The 23254-nt window shown below is 64.7% G+C and carries 25 protein-coding genes and 4 pseudogenes; 21 read left to right on the top strand and 8 right to left on the bottom strand.

Annotated elements, in window-relative coordinates; translation table 11 throughout:
• Nucleotides 1-76 precede the first annotated feature (76 nt).
• Nucleotides 77-227 (top strand): annotated as a pseudogene (locus AB3X94_RS12685) (glycosyltransferase family 1 protein); the annotation flags it as partial.
• Nucleotides 228-814: 587 nt separating this feature from the next.
• Here AB3X94_RS12685 and AB3X94_RS12680 read toward each other — a convergent pair.
• Entirely contained in the window at nucleotides 815-2032 is a 1218-nt protein-coding gene (locus tag AB3X94_RS12680; RefSeq protein WP_368611694.1) for a chondroitin 4-O-sulfotransferase, read from the bottom strand.
• A gap of 103 nt (nucleotides 2033-2135) precedes the next feature.
• On the opposite strand from AB3X94_RS12680, the pseudogene AB3X94_RS12675 reads away from it, so the two are divergent.
• The 4 genes and pseudogenes from AB3X94_RS12675 to AB3X94_RS12660 all read left to right on the top strand — a co-directional run.
• Nucleotides 2136-2291, top strand: a pseudogene (locus tag AB3X94_RS12675) (N-acetyltransferase); the annotation flags it as partial.
• Between the two features lie 86 nt (nucleotides 2292-2377).
• Nucleotides 2378-3808 carry a mannose-1-phosphate guanylyltransferase/mannose-6-phosphate isomerase gene (locus tag AB3X94_RS12670; RefSeq protein ID WP_368611693.1) on the top strand — a complete coding sequence of 477 codons (1431 nt, stop codon included), beginning with the start codon at nucleotides 2378-2380 and terminating at the stop codon, nucleotides 3806-3808.
• Nucleotides 3809-4118: 310 nt separating this feature from the next.
• Nucleotides 4119-4271, top strand: a complete 153-nt coding sequence (locus AB3X94_RS12665) for a hypothetical protein (RefSeq protein WP_176104963.1) — start codon at nucleotides 4119-4121, stop codon at nucleotides 4269-4271.
• A 235-nt stretch (nucleotides 4272-4506) separates the two neighbouring features.
• Nucleotides 4507-4686 (top strand): annotated as a pseudogene (locus AB3X94_RS12660) (carboxymuconolactone decarboxylase family protein); the annotation flags it as partial.
• Between the two features lie 96 nt (nucleotides 4687-4782).
• Here AB3X94_RS12660 and AB3X94_RS12655 read toward each other — a convergent pair.
• Nucleotides 4783-5022: a hypothetical protein gene (locus tag AB3X94_RS12655; RefSeq protein WP_176105868.1), complete on the bottom strand. Its 240-nt coding sequence runs from the start codon at nucleotides 5020-5022 to the stop codon at nucleotides 4783-4785.
• Between the two features lie 209 nt (nucleotides 5023-5231).
• Nucleotides 5232-5918: an HAD family phosphatase gene (locus tag AB3X94_RS12650; RefSeq protein ID WP_176105869.1), complete on the bottom strand. Its 687-nt coding sequence runs from the start codon at nucleotides 5916-5918 to the stop codon at nucleotides 5232-5234.
• 210 nt (nucleotides 5919-6128) lie between these two features.
• Here AB3X94_RS12650 and AB3X94_RS12645 point away from each other — a divergent pair, with 210 nt between their 5' ends.
• The 6 genes and pseudogenes from AB3X94_RS12645 to AB3X94_RS12620 all read left to right on the top strand — a co-directional run bounded on the left by AB3X94_RS12645 (nucleotide 6129) and on the right by AB3X94_RS12620 (nucleotide 10958).
• A complete protein-coding gene (locus tag AB3X94_RS12645) occupies nucleotides 6129-6446 on the top strand; it encodes a YXWGXW repeat-containing protein (RefSeq protein ID WP_176105870.1) in 318 nt (105 codons plus the stop codon).
• 238 nt (nucleotides 6447-6684) lie between these two features.
• Nucleotides 6685-7281 (top strand): annotated as a pseudogene (locus AB3X94_RS12640) (RNA polymerase sigma factor); the annotation flags it as partial.
• Complete coding sequence (locus AB3X94_RS12635; protein ID WP_176105872.1) at nucleotides 7278-7694, top strand: hypothetical protein; 417 nt, start codon at nucleotides 7278-7280, stop codon at nucleotides 7692-7694. The pseudogene AB3X94_RS12640 and the gene AB3X94_RS12635, both read left to right, overlap by 4 nt.
• On the top strand, nucleotides 7691-8200 hold the full coding sequence (locus AB3X94_RS12630; RefSeq protein ID WP_176105873.1) for a periplasmic heavy metal sensor: 510 nt from the start codon (nucleotides 7691-7693) through the stop codon (nucleotides 8198-8200). Before AB3X94_RS12635 ends, AB3X94_RS12630 begins: the two co-directional genes overlap by 4 nt.
• A gap of 83 nt (nucleotides 8201-8283) precedes the next feature.
• The gene (locus AB3X94_RS12625) at nucleotides 8284-9804 is read left to right on the top strand and encodes a DUF1800 family protein (RefSeq protein ID WP_368611692.1); all 1521 of its coding nucleotides are present in this window, start codon (nucleotides 8284-8286) and stop codon (nucleotides 9802-9804) included.
• Nucleotides 9805-9809: 5 nt separating this feature from the next.
• The gene (locus tag AB3X94_RS12620) at nucleotides 9810-10958 is read left to right on the top strand and encodes a DUF1501 domain-containing protein (protein WP_368611691.1); all 1149 of its coding nucleotides are present in this window, start codon (nucleotides 9810-9812) and stop codon (nucleotides 10956-10958) included.
• Nucleotides 10959-11022: 64 nt separating this feature from the next.
• Here AB3X94_RS12620 and AB3X94_RS12615 read toward each other — a convergent pair whose 3' ends face one another.
• Both AB3X94_RS12615 and AB3X94_RS12610 read right to left on the bottom strand, forming a co-directional pair.
• Nucleotides 11023-11619 (bottom strand): flavin reductase, encoded by a 597-nt coding sequence (locus AB3X94_RS12615; protein WP_368611690.1) that lies wholly within the window; start codon nucleotides 11617-11619, stop codon nucleotides 11023-11025.
• A gap of 48 nt (nucleotides 11620-11667) precedes the next feature.
• The gene (locus tag AB3X94_RS12610) at nucleotides 11668-13062 is read right to left on the bottom strand and encodes an LLM class flavin-dependent oxidoreductase (protein WP_368611689.1); all 1395 of its coding nucleotides are present in this window, start codon (nucleotides 13060-13062) and stop codon (nucleotides 11668-11670) included.
• Nucleotides 13063-13261: 199 nt separating this feature from the next.
• On the opposite strand from AB3X94_RS12610, the gene AB3X94_RS12605 reads away from it, so the two are divergent.
• The 4 genes from AB3X94_RS12605 to AB3X94_RS12590 are packed head-to-tail and all read left to right on the top strand — an operon-like array spanning nucleotide 13262 to nucleotide 14638.
• Nucleotides 13262-13552, top strand: coding sequence for a nucleotidyltransferase family protein (locus AB3X94_RS12605; protein WP_176105878.1), 291 nt, complete (start codon nucleotides 13262-13264; stop codon nucleotides 13550-13552).
• Nucleotides 13549-13935, top strand: a complete 387-nt coding sequence (locus AB3X94_RS12600) for a DUF86 domain-containing protein (RefSeq protein ID WP_176105879.1) — start codon at nucleotides 13549-13551, stop codon at nucleotides 13933-13935. Before AB3X94_RS12605 ends, AB3X94_RS12600 begins: the two co-directional genes overlap by 4 nt.
• Complete coding sequence (locus AB3X94_RS12595) at nucleotides 13932-14096, top strand: hypothetical protein (RefSeq protein WP_368611688.1); 165 nt, start codon at nucleotides 13932-13934, stop codon at nucleotides 14094-14096. Before AB3X94_RS12600 ends, AB3X94_RS12595 begins: the two co-directional genes overlap by 4 nt.
• Nucleotides 14069-14638, top strand: a complete 570-nt coding sequence (locus tag AB3X94_RS12590) for an XRE family transcriptional regulator (protein ID WP_176105881.1) — start codon at nucleotides 14069-14071, stop codon at nucleotides 14636-14638. The genes AB3X94_RS12595 and AB3X94_RS12590 overlap by 28 nt, the downstream gene beginning before the upstream one ends.
• 123 nt (nucleotides 14639-14761) lie before the next feature.
• Here AB3X94_RS12590 and AB3X94_RS12585 read toward each other — a convergent pair whose 3' ends face one another.
• Entirely contained in the window at nucleotides 14762-15133 is a 372-nt protein-coding gene (locus tag AB3X94_RS12585; protein WP_176105882.1) for a BON domain-containing protein, read from the bottom strand.
• Between the two features lie 408 nt (nucleotides 15134-15541).
• Between AB3X94_RS12585 and AB3X94_RS12580 the strand changes: the two genes are divergently transcribed.
• On the top strand, nucleotides 15542-15853 hold the full coding sequence (locus tag AB3X94_RS12580) for a hypothetical protein (RefSeq protein ID WP_368611687.1): 312 nt from the start codon (nucleotides 15542-15544) through the stop codon (nucleotides 15851-15853).
• A gap of 101 nt (nucleotides 15854-15954) precedes the next feature.
• Nucleotides 15955-17082, top strand: coding sequence for a VIT1/CCC1 transporter family protein (locus AB3X94_RS12575; RefSeq protein ID WP_176105884.1), 1128 nt, complete (start codon nucleotides 15955-15957; stop codon nucleotides 17080-17082).
• A 5-nt stretch (nucleotides 17083-17087) separates the two neighbouring features.
• Here AB3X94_RS12575 and AB3X94_RS12570 read toward each other — a convergent pair whose 3' ends face one another.
• Complete coding sequence (locus tag AB3X94_RS12570; RefSeq protein WP_176105885.1) at nucleotides 17088-17243, bottom strand: hypothetical protein; 156 nt, start codon at nucleotides 17241-17243, stop codon at nucleotides 17088-17090.
• A 100-nt stretch (nucleotides 17244-17343) separates the two neighbouring features.
• Between AB3X94_RS12570 and AB3X94_RS12565 the strand changes: the two genes are divergently transcribed.
• Genes AB3X94_RS12565 through AB3X94_RS12555 form a run of 3 tightly spaced genes read left to right on the top strand, consistent with a single transcriptional unit; the run spans nucleotide 17344 to nucleotide 20430 of the window.
• Nucleotides 17344-18519, top strand: coding sequence for a glycine betaine/L-proline ABC transporter ATP-binding protein (locus AB3X94_RS12565; RefSeq protein ID WP_176105886.1), 1176 nt, complete (start codon nucleotides 17344-17346; stop codon nucleotides 18517-18519).
• Nucleotides 18512-19414, top strand: coding sequence for a choline ABC transporter permease subunit (gene choW / locus AB3X94_RS12560; RefSeq protein ID WP_176105887.1), 903 nt, complete (start codon nucleotides 18512-18514; stop codon nucleotides 19412-19414). Before AB3X94_RS12565 ends, choW begins: the two co-directional genes overlap by 8 nt.
• A gap of 20 nt (nucleotides 19415-19434) precedes the next feature.
• A complete protein-coding gene (locus AB3X94_RS12555; protein ID WP_368611686.1) occupies nucleotides 19435-20430 on the top strand; it encodes a GlxA family transcriptional regulator in 996 nt (331 codons plus the stop codon).
• Between the two features lie 16 nt (nucleotides 20431-20446).
• Here AB3X94_RS12555 and AB3X94_RS12550 read toward each other — a convergent pair whose 3' ends face one another.
• Complete coding sequence (locus tag AB3X94_RS12550; protein ID WP_368611685.1) at nucleotides 20447-21529, bottom strand: GlxA family transcriptional regulator; 1083 nt, start codon at nucleotides 21527-21529, stop codon at nucleotides 20447-20449.
• A gap of 326 nt (nucleotides 21530-21855) precedes the next feature.
• On the opposite strand from AB3X94_RS12550, the gene AB3X94_RS12545 reads away from it, so the two are divergent.
• Nucleotides 21856-23250, top strand: a complete 1395-nt coding sequence (locus AB3X94_RS12545; RefSeq protein WP_368611684.1) for an L-serine ammonia-lyase — start codon at nucleotides 21856-21858, stop codon at nucleotides 23248-23250.
• Nucleotides 23251-23254: the final 4 nt, after the last annotated feature.

The raw sequence follows: 23254 nt of genomic DNA, 5'->3' as shown, positions 1-23254 counted from the left end.
TTACTGTGCTCGTGGCGCGCGGAATACGAAAACGTCATCGATATGCAGGAGTGTTGCGAATCGCAAGGTCGTCGCAATAGAAGAAGCCCACTGCTTCGACGAAAAGCTACATGCGTATCTGCAACACTGTCAGGGCACTGCTTTTTCCGTCGTTCGTCGAAGGTTGCGGGATGCCGCTCGCCGAAGCGCTCGATTTCAAAGTACCGATACTCGAGAGTGAGTGCGATTTCGATCCGTCGCGTCGATGCCGGGGCGCCAGCGGACTGAGCCCCTGTCAGGTTCAAGCACAGCGTCTACGCGCGTAGAGCGCATCGGAACGTTGCGTATCTGTTTGCAGATAGAAGGTATTAAGAACTTCCGGTCAAACCATGGTACCCCTGGAGGCATGACAAGAGAGAACCCAAAGACCTTATACGACAGACGTATCAGACGAGGAATGGAGCTTCGTGGCAGCTCATCTGACGTTAGCGGAGGAGAGTGCGCCACAGCGTGATATGAGTTGTGCGAGATGTTCAAGGGTCGCGTTGGACGGCTAGTGCTGCGGCTGCGTGGCCGATGATGCCGACCAACCTTCCGCTGCGGCAACTAACACCGTCTGGCCGCCTTCGGCAATCGCGTCCCCCGTTCGCCGTACTTGCCCCGAGACGCATACTTGGAGCAACCCCGTGAATCTCCGGATACCGCCTCACGCTTGAGTTGATGAATCGGTCGTGTGCTTGAGCTCGGGTGGCGGGCGGTACTTCCGCACGTTACGAGGATGATGTTCGTTGTAGTGCTGAAACGCGAGCGAGCACGACGGGACCCGGACGGCGTCTCACGCCATATGCCAACCCCGCTGCCAGGTCCCCGCAGATCGTATCGTTTGCGCAGATCCCGCAATCTTGACTCTGAATCCCTCCTGCGCCTCCTCCGGTAACCGAACAGCAAAGCCACAACGCTCGGACGCATAGCCGGCAGCAGCCACATCCGGCCGCGGGTTGCCAGTCAGCGTCGTCGCAACCAGCTTTTCCCGTACCCATATTTCAATCGGTACGCATTTGTCCGGTACGCTTAGATTCACCGCCCAGCCGTGCACCATGTCGTCGTTCACTGCGTCCACGAAACCATCGAACAGGTCGCCACATTCGCGGCGACGCGATTGCGCCAGCTCAATATATGCATCGATCGGAGAGAGATCAGCCGAAGTAGCGACCTCGCGCACCATACGTAGATGATTTTCGTCGAATCCGAACATGTTCGACTTGCCGGTATAAATATAGGGATTGTCGAGAGCATCGATCCGCCGCTGAATCTGGCGAACAGCTTCTATGGCCTGGGTATAGATAGCGCCGTACGACTCCCTTTCCCGTGCGATCTCATCGCACACATACTGGTACAACTCGTAGTCCAGGTGATTGTCTTCGACAAATTTTTCACGGGCTCGCTCGGATAGCGGCGAGCGCTCCTTGGGCACGCCTTCCGTCACATTCGTACGGATGAAGAACGGTAAACGCATTCCGGTTCTACCGCAAAGACGAAGCAGAAAATCGCTCATGTCTTCACAGAGACCGACTGTCGGGATATGTTGCCGGACGTTCTCAATCGCGATTTCAAGGCTTTCACGGTTCACACGGCCATGACCGCTCAGCATTTGCACGAACAGATTCTTGCCGCCGCACGATTCGCCCACCCAATCGTCCAGAGACAATTCACCGCCTTGCGCCAGCGCTTCAGCCTCGGAAACGGAAACTCCGCGCGCGACGCCCCCGTTTTTTCCATTACGCGCGAACCAGTAATGCGAGGTCTGCCGACTGAGCGGTTCGCGCAAAATACTGCAATATTCCAACGGCATTTTTAGGTCTCGATGAATGCCGATAGGATCATGACCGCCGCCGATTCCGCTTGCCAAAAATCGCTCTCGCGTTTTTTCCTGAGATACACCACCCCATACGAAATTGATGAACTTATCGCGATCGAGATTCAGGTCAAAAAAGGAAATAACAGTGGAACCGCCACATTTCGGCGGATGTATGAAGAACAGAGGTTTGCTCACGTAGGTCATTGCTATGTGTTGGGTAGCCTCAATTTTAAATCCAACGGCGGGCCCGAGGTGTAACAACCAGTTGTGATATAAAGCCGCGCAGCCCCCGAAAAGGCTCGATGTACTGGTGAGCAACAAGCGCGCATAGGCGCTGTACCGGCGTCTCGGCTTCGTCGAATTGCCGCGCAGCGCACCGATCTCGGCGCGCCTGCCGCGCGAGCTCGAATCGGTGCGAATGGAGTGGGTGGGGAAAGAATATCGGGCGCCGTAACAGAGACGGCCTGCAAGATGCGACGCAATCACGAGGCAGATGCCCGATGCAGTCGATTCATAAGACACAAACGAGGACCTGAAAACATGCACATCCATCCCGTAGTTCTTTGCGGCGGCAGCGGCACGCGACTGTGGCCGATGTCGCGCGGCGGCTATCCGAAGCAGTACCTCGCACTGACAGGCGAACACACGCTGGTCCAGCAAACCGCGTTGCGCTTGCGCCGCATCGATGGTGTCACCGCGCCGATCGTCGTCACGAACAACGAGCAGCGTTTTCTTGTCGCCGAACAACTGCGCCAGGTCGACGTGGGTTCCGCAAACATCGTGCTGGAACCGGCAAGCCGCAACACCGCGCCGGCCATCGCGGTGGCCGCGTTGCTCGCACTGCGCGAGACGTCGGACGCTTTGCTGCTCGTGCTGCCGTCCGATCATGTGATCGCGGGCGAGGCCGCATTCGTCAAGGCGGTCGAAGCGGCCGCGCAGATCGCGAAAGATGGACGTCTGGTCACGTTCGGCATCACGCCGACCGAGCCGCATACCGGCTACGGCTACATTCGCGCGGGTGCGCCGCTGATCGACGGCACGCAGACGTTCGCGGTCGACTCGTTCGTCGAGAAGCCCGATGCCGCGACCGCCCAGCGCTTCATCGATGAGGGCCGCTACTACTGGAATAGCGGCATGTTCATGCTGAAAGCGTCGACGTATATGGACGAGTTGCGCCGCTATGAGCCGGAGATCGCGCGTCAGGCCGAGTTGTCGCTGCAGAACGCGCAGCAGGATTACGATTTCGTGCGTCTCGATGCCGAGTCGTTTGCGGCCTGCCCGAACATTTCCGTCGATAACGCGGTGATGGAGAAGACCCAGCGCGCGGCCGTCGTCGCGGTCGCCGACCTCGGCTGGAACGACATCGGTTCGTGGACTGCGCTCGCCGACATCGCCGAGCGCGATGCGCAGAACAACGCATTGATCGGCGACGTGCTGACCGACGCGGTCAGCAACTCGTATATTCGCGCCGAGCATCGGCTCGTGGCCGCCATTGGGCTCGAGAACGTCGTGATCGTCGAGACCGCGGACGCGGTGCTGGTCGCTAATCGTGACCAGGCGCAGAACGTGAAGAAGATCGTCGCGCAGCTCAATGCGATGGGGCGGCACGAGTCGGTCACGCATCGTCGTGTGGTGCGGCCTTGGGGTTCGTATGAGGGCATCGATAGCGGCGAGCGCTTCCAGGTCAAGCGCATCGTCGTCAATCCGGGCGCGCAGCTGAGTCTGCAGATGCATCATCATCGCGCCGAGCACTGGATCGTCGTGAAGGGCACCGCGCTCGTGACGAACGGCGACAAGGAAATCATGCTGACTGAGAACCAGTCGACCTATATTCCGCTCGGCGTTACTCACCGGCTGCTGAACCCCGGCAGGATTCCGCTCGAGTTGATCGAGGTGCAGTCGGGCGCGTATCTCGGTGAGGACGATATCGTGCGGTTCGAGGATACGTACGGGCGCGTGGCGAAGGTTTAAAACCCTCGGGGTTTAGCCCCGGCGTCGCGCCTCAAAGGCCATCGGTCGAAAGACCGGTGGCCTTTTTCTATTCATGCGAGCGGATCTGGACACTGACGGCGCGCGCGAAGGGTGAGCGTCGAGCAGATGGTCGACGGGCCGGCGATATAAAGCCTGTGCGGACGGTCGGACTTAGCTGTCGTTGAACAATGCTCATCATCAGAATCGTAAAAAGTTGTCAAAAATGGCTTATCCCGAATTAGTGCGATTGACCGTGGTCCGTTTCGATGGTTAATTCGCGAGGTATCGCCTGAAAATATTGAGGAGTGTAATGGGGCAACTGAAACAGCAAAGCAGTGAAACGGATTGGACAGTCGAGGAAGAATGCGACCTTTGCCGTATCACCTATTCGATCTACTCAAACTTCCCGCCGATGCCGCACGCTCAGGCCCTGAACGCCGAAGCCGGCGTCAGCGACGGATAACAGAGGCGCGGGTTTTCGCGCAGGGAATATATGATGCAACCCTCACCGAGAACCGCATCAAGCAGCTGGAAAGATTTTCGCAATGAATATGTCCCGCGTTGGGGGGGACTTACTTGGGCCCGATAGGCATCTCTGATCGAGACGTGTCACAAAGTCAAGCGGCACACTTCGCCTGATCATAGGTCGTCAAGTTCAGTAAGTCAGGAATTGTCCACTTGCTCCCAAACTCGCTCCGGTAGCGGTCAGCGTGACGAACAACTGCGGCTATTGCGTCGCGAGCCACACGGCGGTGGCGCGTCGCGCCGGCATGACCGACGAGATGTTCGGTGAACTGCAGGCGATCGTCGGAATGGCTAACGAAACGAACCGGCTTGCGGTCGGCTATCGCGTGCCAATCGATCCTGCTTTCGAGTAAAGCGCACGAAACGCACGCTGCGGCCCGGTCATACCGACCTGGGCCGCAACACATACAGGCTTGCGCCGTCGTACGCAACGGCGCGAGGCCTCGTGCTTACAGCGGCACGATCTTGCCCGGTTCCGGATGGCAGATCGGGGTGTAGACCGGTCCACACCCAAAGTGCACCGGCGGGCATGGGTTGTAGTGCGGCGGTTCGTAGTGAGGCGGGCTGCACACCGGCGGCTTGTAACACGAAGGCGGGTACTCGCGCGAGTACCCGCCGCGCACGGACTGCGCAGCTGCGTGGTCGAGGTCGTCGCAGCGCGACAGGTCGGCAAGGGTCAAGTTGGACATGATGAATCTCCGGCAACGTTGGATGGGTATCGAGCGCGCAAATGCCTTGCGCTCGGGCGTTCCAGTTGCACGCAACATGCCATGCGGCGGGATTCAACGTCGGTACTGGCGCAAGCGCTGATCGACCGCACCTGCGCAGCCGAAAACCGGTCGTGGTTGGCCAACTCGCGTCAGGCCGGTGTCGTTCAACTGCCAACACGTCGGCCGAATCAGCGCGTACTCCATCCCGCGAGTAACGCCGGTAGCTCGGCCATGTCCCTGAACACGTGCACCGCGCCCGCGCCATGCAACGCGGTCGCGCTGCTATGGCCGAGGTGCGTCGGGCAATAGCCGAATACCGTCGCGCCGGCCGCGACGCCCGCGGTCGCTCCCGTCACCGTATCCTCGATCACCGCGCAGCGTGCCGGCTCGACGCCGAGTGCCGCGGCCGCGGCGAGGTAGACGTCGGGAAACGGCTTGCTGCGCGGCGTTTCGTGTCCGCTGAAGATGCGCCCGTCGAAGCAGTCGAGGAGGCCGGCCTTCACGAGCTGCAATTCGATCTTGATGCGATCCGCGCCCGACGCCACCGCAATGCGTCCGTTCAACGTATGGTGCAGTGCGCGCACCGCGAAAGAGGCGCCGTCGATCGCGCGCAACTCCTTGTCGAGCGCCACGTTGCGACGCGCGCGGAACTGCGCCAGCCACTCGGCCGTGATGGCAAAGCCGGTGTGCGCCTCGATCAGTTCCGCTTCGTCCTTGACCATCTTGCCGACGAAAATGCGCATCGTCTCTTCGACGCTCATATGCCACCCGAGCTCGCCGAGCATCTCGGTGAGCACGCGGTTCGTGATGGGTTCGGAATCGACGAGCACGCCGTCGCAGTCGAAGAGCACGGCGTCGAAAGGAAAATCGGCCATCGGGGAGGGTACGGATGAGGTTCGCTAAAGCGGCAAGGATACCCCACCGGCTCGCGGGCCGCAGCGCGATGGCCGCCCGACAGTGAAACGCTTCCTTCCCGTCGCACTTTTTTTGCAGACAGAGCGACGGATTTCTCCCCGCTGACCCGTTGAAGCAGAAACGGAGCCACTCTGGCTCCGGCTCTTTTCGGTCCTATGGGAGAAAACGACATGATCTCAAACCGCATGAGTCGCCTGCTCGGTTCCACGCTCAGCGCCGCGCTGTGCTGCGCGGCCACGCTGACCGCAGCACCCGCCTTCGCACAAGTGGTGATCGCGCCAATGGCGCCGCCGCCGCCGCGCGTCGAACTCGTGCCCGCGCCTCGGGACGGCTATGTGTGGGATCAGGGCCGCTGGCGCTGGGAGCACGGCCGCTATGTGTGGGCGCCGGGCCACTGGCAGCCGGTGCGGGTCGGCTATCACTGGGTGCCCGGGCACTGGGCGCAACGTGGGCCGCACTGGCGCTGGATCGAAGGACATTGGGCTTGAGCGAGGCTTGCGATGAAAACACTCGTGATGATTCTGCTGGCGGCCTCGCTCGCTGGCTGTGTGGTCTATCCGGCACGTCCGGCCTATTACCGGCCGGCGGTCGTCGTATATTGACCGCATACGTGATACCCGGCCGGCTAGCGCCGTAGCGCACGAAAACCATAACAAAACGATAGTCGAAGGAGCGGCGGCAAGTGAACGACGTTGATCCCGTGATGCGGCCCGCACGCGAACGCGCGCGCGTGATGTCGCGACGGAGCCGCACGCCTTGAGCGACGCGCCGCCCGATCCGGACGCCGAGCTGATCGCGCGGGTGGGCCGCGAGGAGCCCGGCGCGGTCCGCTCGCTGGTCGCGCGCAAACTGCCGCGGCTGCTCGCGCTTGCCACACGCATGCTCGGCGATCGCATGGAAGCGGAGGACGTCGCGCAGGAGGTCTTCGTGCGAATCTGGAAACAGGCGGCTCGCTGGCGTGAAGGCGAAGCGAAGTTCGACACGTGGATGCATCGGGTCGCGCTCAATCTTTGCTATGACCGTTTGCGCGGTCAGCGTGAAGACCCGAGCGACGAACTGCCCGACGCGGCCGATCCCGCCGCGCCACCCGACGCGCGGCTCGAAGCACGCGCGGACCACGCGCGCGTGCGCGCGGCGCTCGCCGCGCTGCCGGCGCGACAGCGCGAAGCGCTCGTGCTGAGCTATTACCAGGAGATGTCGAACGTCGACGCTGCCGCCTTGATGGGCATTAGCGTCGATGCGCTGGAAAGTCTGCTGAGCCGCGCGCGCCGCGGTTTGCGCGCCCAACTGGCCGGCAGCGGCCTTAGCAAGGACAAGTCATGACGCCCGAAAGATTCCATCAGATCGTCGCAGCGTACGGCGCCGACGCGCGTCGCTGGCCGGAGCGCGAACGCGAGGCCGCGCAGGAGTGGGCGCGCGCGCATCGCGACGAAGCCGACGCGGTGTTGAGCGATGCGGCCGGCCTCGATGCATGGCTCGCCGCGGACCGGATCGAGCCGCCGAGTCTCGAACTGCAACGGCGCATCATCGATGGCGCGCCGTCGCGACGCCCGGCCGCGCGCTGGCGTTTGTGGTGGTCGGGCGCGGCGGTGGCAGGCGTCGGGCTGCTCGGTGGCCTGGCTGGCGCGCTCGCGGTGTCGTTCTTCGTGCTGACCGAGAACGCGCCGGTCTTGCATGAATCCTCGTATCTGACTTCGAGCTTCGGCGGCAGCTCCGCCGATTGGAGCGGCGAATGAACGGGCGCTCGTGGAAATTTGCGCTGCTGGGCTCCGCGGTGCTCAACGTGTTCCTGCTCGGCGCGATCGCCGGCGGCGCGTATCAGTGGTTCGCCACGCATGGTGCGAATCAGCCGGTGACGCAGGACCAGCGCGCGTTGCGGTTCGCCGCCGAGCCGCTGTCGGCGCAGCAGCGGCAGGCGTTTATCGACGGCCTGAAAAACGCGCGGCGCGACGGGCGCCAGTATGCGCGTGACGCTCGCGAAGGGCGTCGTGAGGTATTGCGTTTGCTGGCCGCGCCGCAGTTCGATCGCGCCGCGCTCGATGCCGCGCTCGCGCGCACCCGCGCGGCCGACAGCAGCCTGCGCGCGATGGTCGAAGCGAGCGTCGCCGATTTCGCGGCGACGCTGACGCCCGAGGAGCGTGTCAAATTCGCCGAGAGCCTGAAGCTGCGCGGGCAATGGCGCGAAGCGCAGCCGGCGCCGAACGCAAGGAAACCGGCGGCGAATGCCGCCTCGGGCGAATAAAAAAATGCGTGCGGTGGCGACGGATTCCGGCGCGTCGGCCGTTTAACGAACATGCAGGCGTCTTACCTGCCGACGAGGATCGTATGGCCCACTCACCGAACCTGAATGCCGCGGCGGTCGCACTGAACCGCTTCGGCCTCGGCGCGCGCGCCGACGATACGCCGCCAGCCGATCCGAAGGGATGGCTGCTCGCCCAGTTCGAGCAGTACCAGCCGAGGCCGGACGCGTGGGGGAATCAGCCCGATTCGATCGCGTTGTCGACGCAGCTCGCGCAGCAGCGCATGCAGATCGAGCAGCAGGCGAAGCAGAAGGCGGGCGAGGAATCCAACTCGAACCGGAACGCGAACAACATCGCAACCAACATCGCCAGCAACGCGGCAGCAGCCAGCCAGACCGACGCGCAAGCTGCGAAGCTATCCGAACGAAAGGCGTTTCGCGTCGAAATCCTCGACCTGTACCGCTCGTCGGTCAATGCGCGCGTCGCAAGCGCGCTGAGTACGCAGACGCCATTTGTCGAACGCCTCGTGCATTTCTGGGCGAACCACTTTGCGGTGTCGGCCGAAAAACCCGGCGTCGCGGCGCTTGCCGGGTCGTTCGAAGCGGAAGCGATTCGCCCACACGTGCTCGGCCGTTTCGAGGACATGCTGGTGGCCGTCGAGCGTCATCCGGCCATGCAGCTGTTCCTCGACCAGACCCGCTCGGTCGGTCCCGACAGCATGGCGGCGCTGCGCGCCGCGCAGCGCAATCCGGACAACAGACGCGGACTCAACGAGAACCTCGCGCGCGAGATCATGGAACTGCACACGCTCGGCGTGCGCAGCGGCTATAGCCAGGACGACGTGACCGAGTTCGCGCGTGCGCTGACCGGCTGGAGTCTCGTCGGCAATCCGGGGAACGGCGGCGCCAATGCAAACCGGCGCACGATGGAGCCAAGCGGCGAACCCGGCAGCTTCGTGTTTCGCCAGGCGCTGCACGAACCGGGCTCACGCACGATCATGGGACGCCGCTACGACGAAGCCGGCGAGCAGCAGGCGCTCGCGATCCTGCACGACCTCGCGCACGCGCCGGCCACCGCGCAGCATATCGGCGCGAAGCTCGCGCGCCATTTCGTCGCCGACAATCCGCCGGCTGGCGTGAGCGTTCGTCTGGCCGATGCGTTCACCCGCAGCGACGGCGATCTGCCGACCGTCTATCGCGCGTTGATCGATATGCCGCAAGCGTGGTCGCCCGGCGCGGTGAAGTTCAAGACGCCGTGGGAGTGGACCATTTCGTCGATGCGCGGACTCGGCTGGCACGACCTCGGTAATCTGCAGAGCGCGCCGCTCCTGACGCAGCTAGGGCAGCCGGTGTGGCGACCCGGTTCGCCCGCCGGCTACGACGATATCGCCGCGAGCTGGGCCGCACCCGATGCGCTCGTGCGCCGCGTCGAAGTCGCGCAACGCTTCGCTTCGCGCGTGGGCGACCGGCTCGATGCGCGCTCGCTCGGGCAGACCTTGCTGGCTGGCTCGCTCAGCGAGCCGACGGCCACGGCGGTGTCGCGCGCGGAAAGCGCGGCGACGGCGATCGCGCTGCTGCTCGTATCGCCCGATTTTCAACGGAGGTGAACGCCATGCTGTCACGCCGCCAGTTTCTGAGCGTCGCCGCCGCTGGTGCCGGCGCACTGCTCGTGTCGCCGCGAATAGCGTTCGCGCATGTCGCGACCGACCGCCGCTTCGTGTTCGTGATCCAGCGCGGCGCGGCCGATGGCCTGAACATCGTCGTGCCTTACGCGGACCCCGCGTATGCGAGTTTGCGCGGACCACTCGCGATCGATGCGTCGAACGCGCCGCATCTGGACGGCACGTTCGCGCTGCATCCGGCGCTCGCGCAAATGGCGAAGCTGTACGCGCAGCGCGAGGCGCTATTCGTGCACGCGGTCGCTTCGCCGTACCGCGACCGCTCGCATTTCGACGGACAGAACGTGCTGGAAACGGGTGGCACATCGCCGTATCGGACGAAGGATGGTTGGCTCAACCGGCTCGCCGCGCAATTGCCCGCGACCCGCGAGAACGCGATCGCGTTCGCGCCGACCGTGCCGATGGCGCTGCGCGGTCCCGCTTCGGTGACGTCGTATGCGCCGTCGGGGTTGCCGCAGGCGTCCGACGATCTGCTCGCCCGCGTGTCGCAACTCTACGAGCAGGACGCGCAGTTGCGTCCGCTGTGGGAATCGGCGATGGCGGCGCGCAGCGTCGCCGGCGATGCCGGCGCACGTCAGGACCCGGCGAGCCTCGGCAAGCTCGCGGCGAGTTTCCTGGCGCGCGACGACGGTCCGCGCATCGCGATGATCGAGACCGGCGGGTGGGACACGCACAGCGCGCAGAACGCGCGGCTCGCGAATCAGCTGAAGGCGCTCGACACGATGCTCGCGGCGTTGCGCGACGGCATGGGACCATCGTGGAGCAAGACCACGGTGCTGGTCGCGACGGAGTTCGGCCGGACCGCGGCCGCGAACGGCACGGGCGGCACCGATCACGGCACCGGCTCGGTCGCGATGGTGCTGGGCGGCTCGGTGCAGGGCGGTCGCGTGATAGCGGATTGGCCGGGGCTCGCGCCGTATCAGCTGTATCAGTCGCGTGACCTGAAGCCGACCACCTCGCTCGATGCGTTGATCGCAGGCGCCGCGAGTGAAAGTCTCGGGCTCGACCCGGAACGGACGGCAGCAGCGCTGTTTGGCCGGACCGTGGCGGGCGGACCGATGACGGGCGTCGTACGGGCGTGACGAGTCGATGGTCGGCGCGGCGAGCGAAAGTATTGCGCTCGATCCGGTCCGCGCCGCAGCCGCGCTATTCGGCCGGACGATCGCGGCGGTCCGCCGATCTCGACGAGCCGTGCGAACTCAACGCGCAGGCGGACGCTTCACATTGATTCGCCGCGACCTGATGCGTCGCGTGCACCGAGCGCTCGCCGACGCGATGGTAGCGGCGTCCGTAGTAGATCAGCGCATCGCCCGCGCCCCGCGTGCGCGCGGCCTTCACCGCGCAGAAGAACACCGTGTGCGTGCCGACTTCAGTCACCGACTCGATCTCGCAATCGAGCGACGCGAGCGCGTCCTGCAACACCGGCGCGCCGGTCTCGAGCTTGTCCCATTGCGCGGCCGCGAAGCGCTCTTCGATCGCGAGCGCGCTCGTGGCGAAGTGCGCGGCAAGCGCCTGCTGCTCGGCGCTCAGCACGTTCACGCAGAGCTTGCCGTTGCTGCGAAACGCGGCGTTATTGCGGCTGCCGCGATTGATGCAGACGAGCAGCGTCGGCGGCTCGTCGGTGACGCCGCAGACCGCCGACGCGGTGCAGCCCGCAAGGCCGGCTGCGCCGTCGCTGGTGATGATGTTGACGGCCGCGCCAAGACCGGCCATCGCGTCGCGGAACGTGCTCTTGTCAAGCATGAAGGCCTCTGCTGGAAGTCGGGGTTCGCTAAGACAACGGTGATCGCGTCAGCCGCGAGCCTCGTCGGCCGGTGCCGCCGCGCAAGCCGGCGATCGGAAGCGCGCCGCGGTGTGAGTCTCGGGCAGCCGCGCATGGCCGAACAGTTTTTCGCGCAGCGTGCCGTCGCGGTACGCGCGCTTGTACGCGCCACGTTCCTGCAGCAGCGGCACGACCAGTTCGATGAAATCGTCGAAGCACTCGGGCACGACGGTGCGCGACAGATTGAAGCCATCGACGCCGGCTTCCTCGGTCCATGCGATCAGCTCGCTGGCGATTTTCTCGGCCGAGCCGACGAGCGGCTGCTGGCGGCTGCCGAGCACCATCTGTTCGAGCAGCTTGCGCCTCGTCCATTGCGGACCGGCCGCGCGCGTCATCGCTTCGACGTTCGACACGATCGCCTGGCTCTTGCCGGTTTCGATCGGCTCGTCGATGTCGTAACGCGCGAAGTCGATCCCAAGCGATGCGGCCGCGTGCACCAGCGCCGCCTCCGAGCTTACATAGCGGCGGTACTCGTCGAATTTCTCCTGCGCTTCCTGATCGGTGCGGCCCGTGATGACGGTCTGGCCGAGCAGCACCTTGATGTCGTCGGCGCGGCGGCCGCCGGCGACCGCGTGCGCGCGAATGTCGTCGACGATCGACTTGACCGCCGGCTTCGCCTGGCCGTTGACGAACACGCACTCCGCGTGTGCCGCCGCGAACTGTTTGCCGCGCGCGGACGAGCCGGCCTGATACAGCACGGGGGTGCGCTGCGGCGACGGCTCGGCGAGATGCATCGCATCGACGCGGTATTGCTTGCCGTGGTGGTGGATCACGTGGACCTTCGACGGGTCCGCGTAGACGCCGTGCGCCTTGTCGCGCAGCATCGCGTCGTCCTCCCAGCTGCATTCCCACAGCTTGTACACGAGCTCCATGTACTCGTCGGCGAGATCATAGCGGTCGTCGTGCGCCATCTGACCGGTCAAGCCGATTGCGCGCGATGCGCTGTCCAGATAGCCGGTCACGATGTTCCAGCCGACCCGGCCGCGCGTCAGATGATCGAGCGTGGACATGCGGCGCGCGAACAGAAACGGCTGCTCGACCGACAGATTCGACGTGACGCCGAACGACAGATGCCGCGTGACCGCGGCCATCGCTGGAATCAGCAGCGTCGGATCGTTGACCGGCACCTGCACGGCACCGCGGATCGCGGCATCGGGGTTGCCGCCGTAGACATCGTAGACGCCGACCACGTCCGCGAAAAAGATGCCGTCGAACAGGCCCGCTTCGAGCTTTTGCGCATAGTCGGTCCAGTACTGCAGGTCCGTGTAGCGCGTGGACTGATCGCGCGGATGGGTCCACAGCCCTTGCTGGATGTGACCTACGCAGTTCATGTCGAACGCGTTGAGTACGATTTGCTTCGGCATGGTGTGTTCCGGCTGGTGAGCGGTTCGGACGATGGATTTCGTTTAATATAGTGGACGAAAAATCACTATGCAAGACATCGTTGGCTGCCTGCGGGGGCAGCCAGCCCTCCAAAGCAACCGGCATGGCGCAGGTGAAGGCGTTGCGAGTCTCGACTCAATCGCTTATCGTCTCGATGAGTTTCGACAAGAAAGGATGCCCATGCGACCGTCCGTTGTACTCGAGATGAAGCGCAGCGTAGTGCGCGAAGCGACGAGCCGCTTCCGCGCAGCGAACCCGCGCGTGTTCGGCTCGGTGCTGCATGGCACCGACCGGGACGGCAGCGACCTCGATCTGCTGGTCGATGCGCTGCCCGGGGCGACGCTGTTCGACCTTGGGGGGTTGCAGGATGAACTGGAAGCGCTACTCGGCGTCCACGTCGATCTGCTGACCCCGGCCGACCTGCCGCAGAAGTCCCGGGCCAAGGTGCTAGCGGAGGCGCAGCCGGTATGAACGAGAACCGCTTGCCGGACTACCTCGACCACATGCAGCAGGCCGCCACTGATGCTTGCAGCTTCGTGAAGGGGCAGGCCAAGGATCAGTTCCTTGTAGACAAGCGCACCCAGCGGGCCGTCGTCATGAGCCTCATCATCCTTGGCGAGGCCCCCACGAAAGTAATGGACCGCTATGCGGACTTCGCTCAGGCGCACCCCGAAGTGCCGTGGCGCAGCATGCGCGGGATGCGCAACCGCATCGCCCACGGATACTTCGATATCAACCTTGATGTGGTGTGGGACACCGTGCAAACGGCGCTACCGGAGCTACTCAAACAACTGCCTGCTGCGTGCCGGGATGCCAAAGATGAAGACCGCAAGGACGACGGATTGAAGCAATGACCGAGCGGATCGAGTTAACGGAACTGAAGGCAACTATCTCGGCCGCCGGCGGCAACGAACTCGTCAATGGGCGCTGTCACGCCACGATGATCGGCTATGCCCGTACCCCCATCTCCGCACCGACGCCCCTTCCATGTCCGAAACTTCCGCAATCGATCTGACCCAGGCGATCTCCGCGCGCGTAAAGACCGAGCGCGAGGCGCGCAACTGGTCGCTCGCCGAACTGGCCGAGCGCTCGGGTGTGTCGAAGGCGATGATCAGCAAGATCGAGCGTGGCGAGGCGAGTCCGACCGCGACGGTGCTCGGGCGTCTGTCGGGCGCGTTCGGGCTCACGCTGTCGACATTGCTCGCGCTCGCCGAGCAGACCGGCGAGCGGCTCGTGCGTCATGCGGACCAGTCGCTGTGGGAAGACCCCGAAACCGGCTATACGCGGCGGCGTATTTCACCGCCCACCGGCGGCGTGCTGGAGCTGCTCGAAATCGAATTGCCGATCGGGGTGAGGGTGCCTTATCCGTCGGATGCGTTCGCGTTTCAGCATCAGCAGATCTGGGTCACGCAAGGGGTGCTGACGTTTCGCGAGGGCTCGCTGACGTACCAGCTGGAAGCGGGGGACTGCCTGCAACTCGGTGCGCCGGTCGACTGCGAGTTCTTCAATGCTGGCACTCAGGTGTGCAGATATGTGGTGGGCTTGGTGCGGCGCTGAGCTGTGCCGGATCGTGCCCAGCAGTCCAGATAGCAGGACGACGACCGGGGATTAGCGGGAGACGCCGCATGCATCGCAGGTTCGCGGCGCTCCCGTTTGCGAGTCGAATGCCGACGCTCAGCTTCAACCACCTCCGCGGGACGGGAAATTCAGGGTGAGCTTGTTGGTCACCGAGGTCACGCCTGGCACGCCTTTCGCCACGTCGGCAGCCTGCTGGATCATGCCGCTCTCAGGCACCGAGCCGGTCAACGTCACTGCGCCGCCGCGCGCCCGCACGAACACATTCGACACGTTGAAGCCCTGCGCTCTCGAGAGCGCGCGCCGCACGTCGCGGCCGAGCTTGCGATCCGCCGCACGCGTCGATTGGGTGGTCGTGGCCGGCGCGGCTGCCGTGGCGGCAGGCGCCTGCGCGTCGCTTGCCTGCGCGTAGGCGCTGGATGCCGTTGCCACGCACAATGCAATACCGAGCACCTTCAAAAGATTGAGTGTTTTCACGGTTTCACCATCCTCGATAAGTTGATGTCGCTTCGTTGCATGTTAGAAACGTCGCGCTTTTGTCGAGCTGGTCTGAGCTCTGGGAAGTGCCTGTCTTGTAGAGGAGTGGTGGTTTCGGCGCTTCCGGCGCGGTTAAACGATACTCCTGGCGGGGCGGTCTTGCCAAAAGACCGCATCACGAATGAATGTCTGATCGCCCAATGCCGGAGATCACTGTGATGGATCGGGTAGCAGAGCGGTTCGTGACGAAGCGACGAACGCGCCCGCCGACCGTTACAGCGCGCATCCCGCCATTTGCCTGTAAGCTTCCCTGACGGGTTCGCGTCCAGGCTGCGCGACCCGCTGTGGTGCTTCACGATTCGCAGACGGACTCGTACGTTATTACCAATCAACCAAGGGATCTCAGTTATGAAGAGCCTCGCCATCAAACGAATCATGCTTGGGGTTTCGGCCGTCGCACTGATGGCCGGCACCATTCCGCTCGCGCTCGCTCAGGGCTCGACGGATGCCGCAGCCCAGGAAGGCGCGACGACAACCACCCCGAAGCCAACGAAGGCCGAGCGCAAGGCAGCGCGCAAACAGGCTCGCGCGAAAAAGAACGCCGAGCTGAAGAAACTCGAAGACGCGGGCTACCAGCCGGCGCAGAACGATCCGAACTATCCGGACAAGCTGCAGGCGGCGCAGAAAAAGGCCGGCGTCGGTGCGCCGGCCAGCCAGTAACGGACAAGCCCACGCCCGGCGCGGTATTCAGCGCCGACGAGACGCCGGGCGGCTTCGGTTAGGCTTTGCCGTCAGCAACGCGATCCGCGGGGAACGTGATCATGGCAACGAAGCATGAAGTGAAACGCTACAAGGCGAACCTCTCCGACGAACTGCACAGCGCCGCCCTGTATGAGACGCTCGCGCGCGTCGAGAAAGACGAGACCCGCAAGCAGATCTATCAGGATCTCGCGCAATCCGAACACAGTCACGCGCAAGTGTGGGCCGACAAGCTCCGGGCCAACGGCATCGAACCGAAAGGCCGCGGTCATGCGATCAAAACGCGTTTGATGAAGGGGCTCGTGCGCGTGTGCGGCGCGGACTTCGTGCTGCCTACTCTTGCCGCCGCCGAATACGCGGACCGCAACAAATATCGAGGTCAAGGCGACGCAGGCCACATGTCGGCCGATGAGCATCACCACGCGGCGGTCGTGCAGACGCTCGCCAGCACCAGCAATCCCGACCTGTCGCCCGGCGCGCGCATCGCCGCGGCCGAGTCGTGGCACAAGGGCGCCGCGTCGGGCAACGATCTGCGCGCGGCCGTGCTCGGCGCGAACGATGGCCTCGTGTCGAACTTCTGCCTGATCATGGGCGTCGCCGGCGCGGGCACCGGCAACCAGGCGATCCTGTTGACCGGCCTCGCCGGGCTGATCGCCGGTGCCTGTTCGATGGCGCTCGGCGAATGGCTGTCGGTCACCAATGCGCGCGAACTCGCGAGCACGCAGATCGCCAAGGAAGCCGAGGAGATCGAAGAGCAGCCCGAAGCGGAGGAGCACGAGCTCGCGCTGATCTACCGCGCGAAGGGGCTCGACGCGAACGAGGCGAAACGCGTGGCCGCGCAGATGATGCGCGACAAGGACAAGGCGCTCGACACCCTCACGCGCGAGGAACTCGGTCTCGATCCGGCGGAACTGGGCGGCAACCCGTGGTCGGCGGCGGGCGTGTCGTTCTGTCTGTTCTCGCTGGGCGCGATTTTTCCGGTGATGCCTTTTCTGTGGTCGCACGGCGTCAGCGCGATCGTGCAGTGTGTCGTGCTGAGCATGCTGGCGCTCGCGTCGATCGGCGTGTTCACGTCGCTGTTCAACGGCCGCAGCGCGGGATTTTCGGCGATGCGCCAGATCATCATCGGGCTGTTCGCGGCGGGATTTACGTTCGGCGTCGGACGTTTGCTGGGCGTGTCGATCTCCTGAGCGGTTCAACCCGCGGGCACCGTGTCGCGCTCGCTGCCGTCCGGGAGCACCGCTTGCTCTGTCGCGACATCCTCCGCGCGCCGGCCACCCGGCGCCAATCCCTTCTGCCACAAGGCTTTCGTCGCCGCGTCGAGCGCTCGCGGCGCGGCCGGGTGTCGCATTTCCTCATGTGCTTGTCGGAAATAGTCGGCTAGCCGCACTTTTTTCTAGCAACTATGTAGGCACAGCGCGGGCGACGTCCGCAAGCGAGGAGAGCATTCGATGAATTCCCCCAAGGTCGTGGTCGAAGGGCTGTGCAAGGTGTTCGGCACCAACCCGAAACAGGCGCTCGCAATGCTGGCCAGCGGCGCCACCAAAGAGGAGGTGTTTGCCCGCACCGGTCAGATCGTCGGCGTGCACAACGCGTCGTTCGAGGTTCGCGAGGGCGAAATCTTCGTGCTGATGGGCCTGTCAGGCTCCGGCAAGTCGACGCTGATTCGCCTGATCAATCGGCTCGTCGACCCCAGCGCCGGCAAGGTGCTGATCGACGGCCGCGATGTCGCGAGCGTGCCGCGCGCCGAGCTGACGGCGCTGCGCCGCAAGGACATGAGCATGGTGTTCCAGTCCTTCGCGCTGATGCCGCAGCGCACCGTGCTGGCCAACGCGGCGTTCGGCCTCGAGGTCGCGGGCGTCGGCCGCAAGCAGCGCGAGGCGCGGGCGCTGGCGGTGCTCGAACAGGTCGGCCTCGCGCCGTTCGCGCAGAAGCTGCCCGCCGAGCTGTCGGGCGGCATGCAGCAGCGCGTCGGGCTCGCGCGGGCGCTCACGGTCAACCCGTCGCTGATGATCATGGACGAGGCGTTCTCCGCGCTCGATCCGCTCAAGCGCAAGGAAATGCAGAACGTGCTGCTCGATCTGCAGCGCGAGCAGCAGCGCACGATCCTGTTCGTATCGCACGATCTGGAGGAGGCGATGCGCATCGGCACGCGCATCGCGATCATGGAAGGCGGGCGCGTCGTGCAGATCGGCACGCCGCAGGAAATCATCAAGAACCCGGCCGACGACTACGTGCGGGCATTCTTCGAAGGCATCGACACGAGCCGCTATCTGACGGCCGGCGATCTGATGCAAACCGACGACGTGCCGCTGATGCACGCGCCGCAGATCGACGCGTCGAGCGTCGCCGCGACGCTGAACGGCAGCGCCGACTACGCGTTCGTGCTCGACAGCGAGCGCAGGATACGCGGCTTCGTATGCCGCGACGCGACGGGCAGCGTGTCGCCGCAGCTCAACCAGATCGAATGCATCCATCGCAGCACGCCGCTCAACGACGTGGTCGAGCGCGTGGTGGCGAGCCGCGCGCCGCTGCCGGTCGTCGAAGCGGACGGCTCCTACTGCGGCTCGGTCAACAAGACGAACGTGCTGAGCGTTCTCACGCATCATCGAGGTTCCCATGTCTGAAATCATTCCGCTTGGCGCCTGGGTCGATCACGGCGTTCACTACCTGCTCGATCATGATGCGAAGACCTTCGACACGATCGGCAAGGTCATCGAGAGTTTCGCCGCGGCCGTCGAGCACGGTTTGCAGGCCGTGCCGATGTGGGCGCTGATGGCGTTCTTCGTCGGCATCGGCTTGTGGCGCGTCGGCTGGCGCTTCGCGTTGTTCACGCTGGCCGCGCTGCTGTTGATCTACGGCACCGGCTTCTGGGATCAGATGGTGATCACGCTCGGCCTCACGCTGTCGTCGACGGTGATCAGTCTCGTGCTCGGCGTACCGCTCGGCATCTGGATGGCGAAGAGCCGCACCGTCGAAATGATCGTGCGCCCCGTCCTCGATCTGATGCAGACGATGCCCGCGTTCGTCTACCTGATTCCGGCTGCGATGCTGTTCGGCCTCGGCCGCGTGCCCGGCATCCTGTCGACGGTGATCTTCGCGATGCCGCCCGCGGTGCGTCTGACCGCGCTCGGCATCAAGCACGTCAATCATGAAATCGTCGAAGCGGGGCAGGCGTTCGGCTGCACGCCGTGGCAGCTGCTCTACAAGGTGCAATTTCCGAACGCGTTGCCGTCGATCATGACCGGCGTGAACCAGACCATCATGATGGCGCTGTCGATGGTGATCATCGCGTCGATGGTCGGCGCGGGCGGTCTCGGCAACGACGTGCTCGCGAGCATCCAGCGGCTCGATATCGGGCTCGGCTTCGAAAGCGGCATGTCGGTCGTGATGCTGGCGATCATTCTGGACCGCATCACCGAAAGCTTCGGCCGGGCGCCGGGCAAGGCACGCGCACCGCTGTTCGCCGGATTGCGCCAGGCGCTGAAAGTGCGCCGCGAGCCGGCGGCGCAACACGGCTGATGGCCTGATCCGATACGTCCATGAAGCGCGACGCAATCGCCACCGCCGAACAAGCCGATGCGCGGCTGTCAGCCGTCGCGCACGTCGGCTTCCTGACGTTGCCGAACTTCTCGATGATCGCGTTCACCAGCGCGGTCGAGGTGCTGCGCATGGCGAACTACGTGGGCCGCGCGCAGCACTACCGGTGGTCGGTAGTCACACCGGATGGCGAGCCGGCGCGCGCGAGCAACGGCATCACGGTGAAGCCGACCACCACGCTCGCGCAGGCCGGCATGCCGGACCTGCTGTTCGTATGCGCGGGCTGGCACGTGCGCGAGTATGTGAACGACGCGGTGATCACGCAACTGCGCGAGGCGGCCGCGCACCGCGTGCCGCTCGGCGGCATCTGCACGGGCCCGTATGCGCTGCTCGCGGCCGGGCTGCTCGACGGCTATCGGGCGACCGTGCATTGGGAGGACATGTCGCCGTTGCACCAGCGCTATCCGCACGTGCACTTCGACGACGAGCTGTTCGTGATCGACCGCGACCGGCTCACCTGCACCGGCGGCACCGCGCCGCTCGATCTGATGCTGCATCTGGTGGGCATGCGGCTCGGGCCCGCGGTGGCCGCGCAAGTGTCCGAGCAGTTCATCGTCGAGCGGATTCGCGGTTCGACCGATTGCCAGCATATTCCGGTCGATGCGCGGGTCGGCCTGTCGCGCGCCGAACTGATCGAAGTGGTGCGGCTGATGGAAGCGAACATCGAGGAGCCGCTATCGCTCGATGAACTCGCGCGGCTCGTGAACCTGTCGCAGCGCCATTTGCAGCGGATGTTCAAGCTGTTCCTGAACGTATCGCCGACGCATTACTACCTGAGCCTGCGGCTGCGCCGCGCGCGCGATCTGCTGCGCAATACCGATGCATCGATCGCGCGCGTGACCGCGGTGTGTGGTTTTCATTCGCCGTGTCATTTCAGCAAGGCGTACCGCGCGCAGTTCGGGCATGCGCCGAGCGTAGAGCGGCGCATGCCGGAGTAGCGCACGCCGCGTCAATTCAGATCGCCTGCGCGCGGCCCGGAAAGGTTTCGTCGTAGCACGAGGCGTCGTCGACTTGCTCAGCCGTGCCGCGCTGCTCGCGATACATCATCGGCGGCACACCGAACTGTTTGCGAAATTCCCGTCCCAGGTGCGACGCGTCCGAGAAGCCGCAGCTCGACGCGATATCGGCGACGGTCTTGTCCGAACTCGTCAGCAGCCACGCGGCGGTGCGCAGACGCACCTGCTTCGCGTAGGCCTGCGGCGCCTTGCCGGTCTGCGCCTTGAACAGCCGTTCCAATTGACGCGGCGACAGATCGAGCTTGCCCGCCAGTTCGTCGAGCGACAGCGCGCGGCCCACGTGCTGCTCCATCAGCAGGATCGCGCGCTTGACCTTCGGATGCGAGGCCGGCGCAAGTCCGGGCGGATGCGGCTGCGGCGCGTTGCCTTTCTGCAGGTCGTCGACGAGCAGGATGCGCAGCGCCTTCTGGACCGTCGCGGTTTCGAAGTGCCGCAGCAGGATCGCGGCGGCGACGTCGATCGACGCGCGCCCGCCCGAACACGTGATGCGCCGCCGGTCGATTACGAACAGCCGGTCGGCGACCAGCATCTGTTCGTCGACCGACGGAAAGCGCTCGATGAAATCCCAGTAGTGAAACCAGCTCACGCAAATCCGGTGGCCGTCGAGCACGCCCGCTCGCATCAGCGAGAACACGCCGGTGCACATGCCGACCAGCGTCGCGTCGCGCGCGGCGGCGCGGCGGATGAACGCGAGCGTCGCCTCGCTCGCGGCGGGCCCCGAGTGCAGCAGTCCGCCGACCACCACCACATAGTCGAACTTTTCGGCGGTCTCGAAGGTTTCCCACGGCGTGATCTGGATGCCGCAACTCGCGCGCACCGGAGCAAGGGTTTCCCCGATCACGCTCCACGAGCAGCGCACCGGCTTGCTGAAGTCGCCTTCGTCGGCCGACAGGCGCAGCAGATCGACGAAACCCGAAAACGCGGTCAGCGTGAAGTTCGGCAGCAGGATGATGCCGAAGCGGATGCGCTGCTTCGCGGCGGTGTCGAGTGAGGAAGGGGCAAGCGTTTCAGCGGAATTCATGCGCGCGGCGGGTCGGTGATCAGAGCTGCGAAAGAGGAACGAACGTTGACCGAAAAGGCTGTAGGCAAGCATAGCACCACGGACCTTCAGCATTGCCTGCCGGCGTCGGGTCGCCTTTCGCGAATGCGTCGCAAGTCATCGCAAATCCGCCGGGAGGCCCGCGTGGCGGGTCATTTGACGACGCCATCCCATTGCGATGCCGTTTTTATTCTATCGATCGGGGCTGCCGTGCGGTGCAATAGACGCACTTTCCATCCGGGCGCATCAGTCGAGTCGAAGCGCTTCCGGCCATCGCAACTCGCAAGACACAACGCACAAGGCAAGCCATGAACGTCAGCGTCTTCGATCTGTTCAAGATCGGCATCGGTCCATCGAGCTCACACACGGTTGGGCCGATGATCGCCGCATGCCGCTTCGCATCGCATGTCGAGGACGCGAATCTGCTCGGCTTCGTGCGGCGCGTCAGAGCCGAACTGTTCGGCTCGCTCGGCGCGACCGGCAAGGGCCACGGCACCGATAAGGCGGTGCTGCTCGGCCTGGAAGGCAATCTGCCCGACCAGATCGACCCCGACCTGATCGAGCCGAGGCTGCGGACGATTCGCGAGACCAGGCAGCTCGTGCTGCTCGGCAAGCATCCAGTCGCGTTCGACGAGCGCGAGCATGTCGGCTTCTACCGCAAGCTGATGCCGGGCGCACCGGGCTCGGGTGTCGTGCATCCGAACGGCATGCGCTTTCATGCCTTCGACGAGAACGGCCAGTTGCTGGTCGAGAAAGAGTATTTCTCGATTGGCGGCGGCTTCGTCGTCAATCGCGACGGCGATCGCGTGAATGGACGCCGCGCGACCGCCGAGGTGCCGTATCCGTTTCGCACCGGCGACGATCTGATGCGCGTGTGCCGCGAAAGCGGCCTGTCGATCGCCGAAGTGACGTTGCGCAACGAATGCGCGACCCGGCCCGAACACGAAGTGCGCGAGGGCCTGCTGGCAATCTGGCGCACGATGGCCGCGTGTGTCGAACGCGGCTGCAAGGTGCGCGGCGAACTGCCCGGCCCGATGCACGTGAAGCGCCGCGCGGCCGAGCTGTGCGAGCGCTTGCGCGCACGCTCGGAGGAATCGCTGCGCGACCCGCTGTCGATGCTCGACTGGGTCAACCTGTACGCGATGGCCGTCAACGAGGAAAACGCCGCGGGCGGCCGGGTCGTCACCGCGCCGACCAACGGCGCGGCCGGCGTGATCCCGGCGGTGCTGCACTACTACGTGAAGTTCATGCATGCGGCGAACGACGCCGGCATCGTCGACTTCCTGCTGACCGCCGCTGCGATCGGCATCATCTACAAGGAAACCGCGTCGATCTCCGGCGCCGAAGTGGGCTGCCAGGGCGAAGTGGGGGTGGCCTGCTCGATGGCTGCCGCGGCGCTCGCGGCAGTGATGGGCGGCACGCCCGCGCAGGTCGAGAACGCCGCCGAAATCGGCATGGAACACAACCTCGGCATGACCTGCGACCCGGTCGGCGGGCTCGTGCAGATTCCGTGCATCGAGCGCAACGCGATGGGCGCGATCAAGGCGATCAACGCGGCGCGCCTCGCGATGAAGGGCGACGGCAAGCACGTGGTGTCGCTCGACAGCGTGATCCGCACGATGCGCGAAACCGGCGCCGACATGAAGACGAAATACAAGGAGACGTCGCGCGGCGGGCTGGCCGTGAACGTCATCGAGTGTTGAACCG

The organism is Paraburkholderia sp. BR10923, from assembly GCF_040948765.1.
Lineage (GTDB): Bacteria > Pseudomonadota > Gammaproteobacteria > Burkholderiales > Burkholderiaceae > Paraburkholderia > Paraburkholderia youngii.
Note: the sequence above shows the minus strand (reverse complement) of the source record. Positions and strands in the feature narration are given on the sequence as shown.

Excerpts from the sequence above, each read along its gene's own strand:
- AB3X94_RS12650 (WP_176105869.1), bottom strand. The coding sequence starts at position 5,918 with ATGGCCGATTTTCCTTTCGACGCCGTGCTCTTCGACTGCGACGGCGTG.
- AB3X94_RS12655 (WP_176105868.1), bottom strand. The coding sequence starts at position 5,022 with ATGTCCAACTTGACCCTTGCCGACCTGTCGCGCTGCGACGACCTCGAC.
- AB3X94_RS12610 (WP_368611689.1), bottom strand. The coding sequence starts at position 13,062 with ATGCCGAAGCAAATCGTACTCAACGCGTTCGACATGAACTGCGTAGGT.
- AB3X94_RS12555 (WP_368611686.1), top strand. The coding sequence starts at position 19,435 with ATGAAGCGCGACGCAATCGCCACCGCCGAACAAGCCGATGCGCGGCTG.
- AB3X94_RS12590 (WP_176105881.1), top strand. The coding sequence starts at position 14,069 with ATGTCCGAAACTTCCGCAATCGATCTGACCCAGGCGATCTCCGCGCGC.
- AB3X94_RS12575 (WP_176105884.1), top strand. The coding sequence starts at position 15,955 with ATGGCAACGAAGCATGAAGTGAAACGCTACAAGGCGAACCTCTCCGAC.
- AB3X94_RS12630 (WP_176105873.1), top strand. The coding sequence starts at position 7,691 with ATGAACGGGCGCTCGTGGAAATTTGCGCTGCTGGGCTCCGCGGTGCTC.
- AB3X94_RS12565 (WP_176105886.1), top strand. The coding sequence starts at position 17,344 with ATGAATTCCCCCAAGGTCGTGGTCGAAGGGCTGTGCAAGGTGTTCGGC.
- AB3X94_RS12580 (WP_368611687.1), top strand. The coding sequence starts at position 15,542 with ATGAAGAGCCTCGCCATCAAACGAATCATGCTTGGGGTTTCGGCCGTC.
- AB3X94_RS12645 (WP_176105870.1), top strand. The coding sequence starts at position 6,129 with ATGATCTCAAACCGCATGAGTCGCCTGCTCGGTTCCACGCTCAGCGCC.
- AB3X94_RS12600 (WP_176105879.1), top strand. The coding sequence starts at position 13,549 with ATGAACGAGAACCGCTTGCCGGACTACCTCGACCACATGCAGCAGGCC.
- AB3X94_RS12605 (WP_176105878.1), top strand. The coding sequence starts at position 13,262 with ATGCGACCGTCCGTTGTACTCGAGATGAAGCGCAGCGTAGTGCGCGAA.
- AB3X94_RS12550 (WP_368611685.1), bottom strand. The coding sequence starts at position 21,529 with ATGAATTCCGCTGAAACGCTTGCCCCTTCCTCACTCGACACCGCCGCG.
- AB3X94_RS12665 (WP_176104963.1), top strand. The coding sequence starts at position 4,119 with ATGGGGCAACTGAAACAGCAAAGCAGTGAAACGGATTGGACAGTCGAG.
- AB3X94_RS12545 (WP_368611684.1), top strand. The coding sequence starts at position 21,856 with ATGAACGTCAGCGTCTTCGATCTGTTCAAGATCGGCATCGGTCCATCG.
- AB3X94_RS12670 (WP_368611693.1), top strand. The coding sequence starts at position 2,378 with ATGCACATCCATCCCGTAGTTCTTTGCGGCGGCAGCGGCACGCGACTG.
- AB3X94_RS12620 (WP_368611691.1), top strand. The coding sequence starts at position 9,810 with ATGCTGTCACGCCGCCAGTTTCTGAGCGTCGCCGCCGCTGGTGCCGGC.
- choW (WP_176105887.1), top strand. The coding sequence starts at position 18,512 with ATGTCTGAAATCATTCCGCTTGGCGCCTGGGTCGATCACGGCGTTCAC.
- AB3X94_RS12635 (WP_176105872.1), top strand. The coding sequence starts at position 7,278 with ATGACGCCCGAAAGATTCCATCAGATCGTCGCAGCGTACGGCGCCGAC.
- AB3X94_RS12615 (WP_368611690.1), bottom strand. The coding sequence starts at position 11,619 with ATGCTTGACAAGAGCACGTTCCGCGACGCGATGGCCGGTCTTGGCGCG.
- AB3X94_RS12595 (WP_368611688.1), top strand. The coding sequence starts at position 13,932 with ATGACCGAGCGGATCGAGTTAACGGAACTGAAGGCAACTATCTCGGCC.
- AB3X94_RS12570 (WP_176105885.1), bottom strand. The coding sequence starts at position 17,243 with ATGCGACACCCGGCCGCGCCGCGAGCGCTCGACGCGGCGACGAAAGCC.
- AB3X94_RS12625 (WP_368611692.1), top strand. The coding sequence starts at position 8,284 with ATGGCCCACTCACCGAACCTGAATGCCGCGGCGGTCGCACTGAACCGC.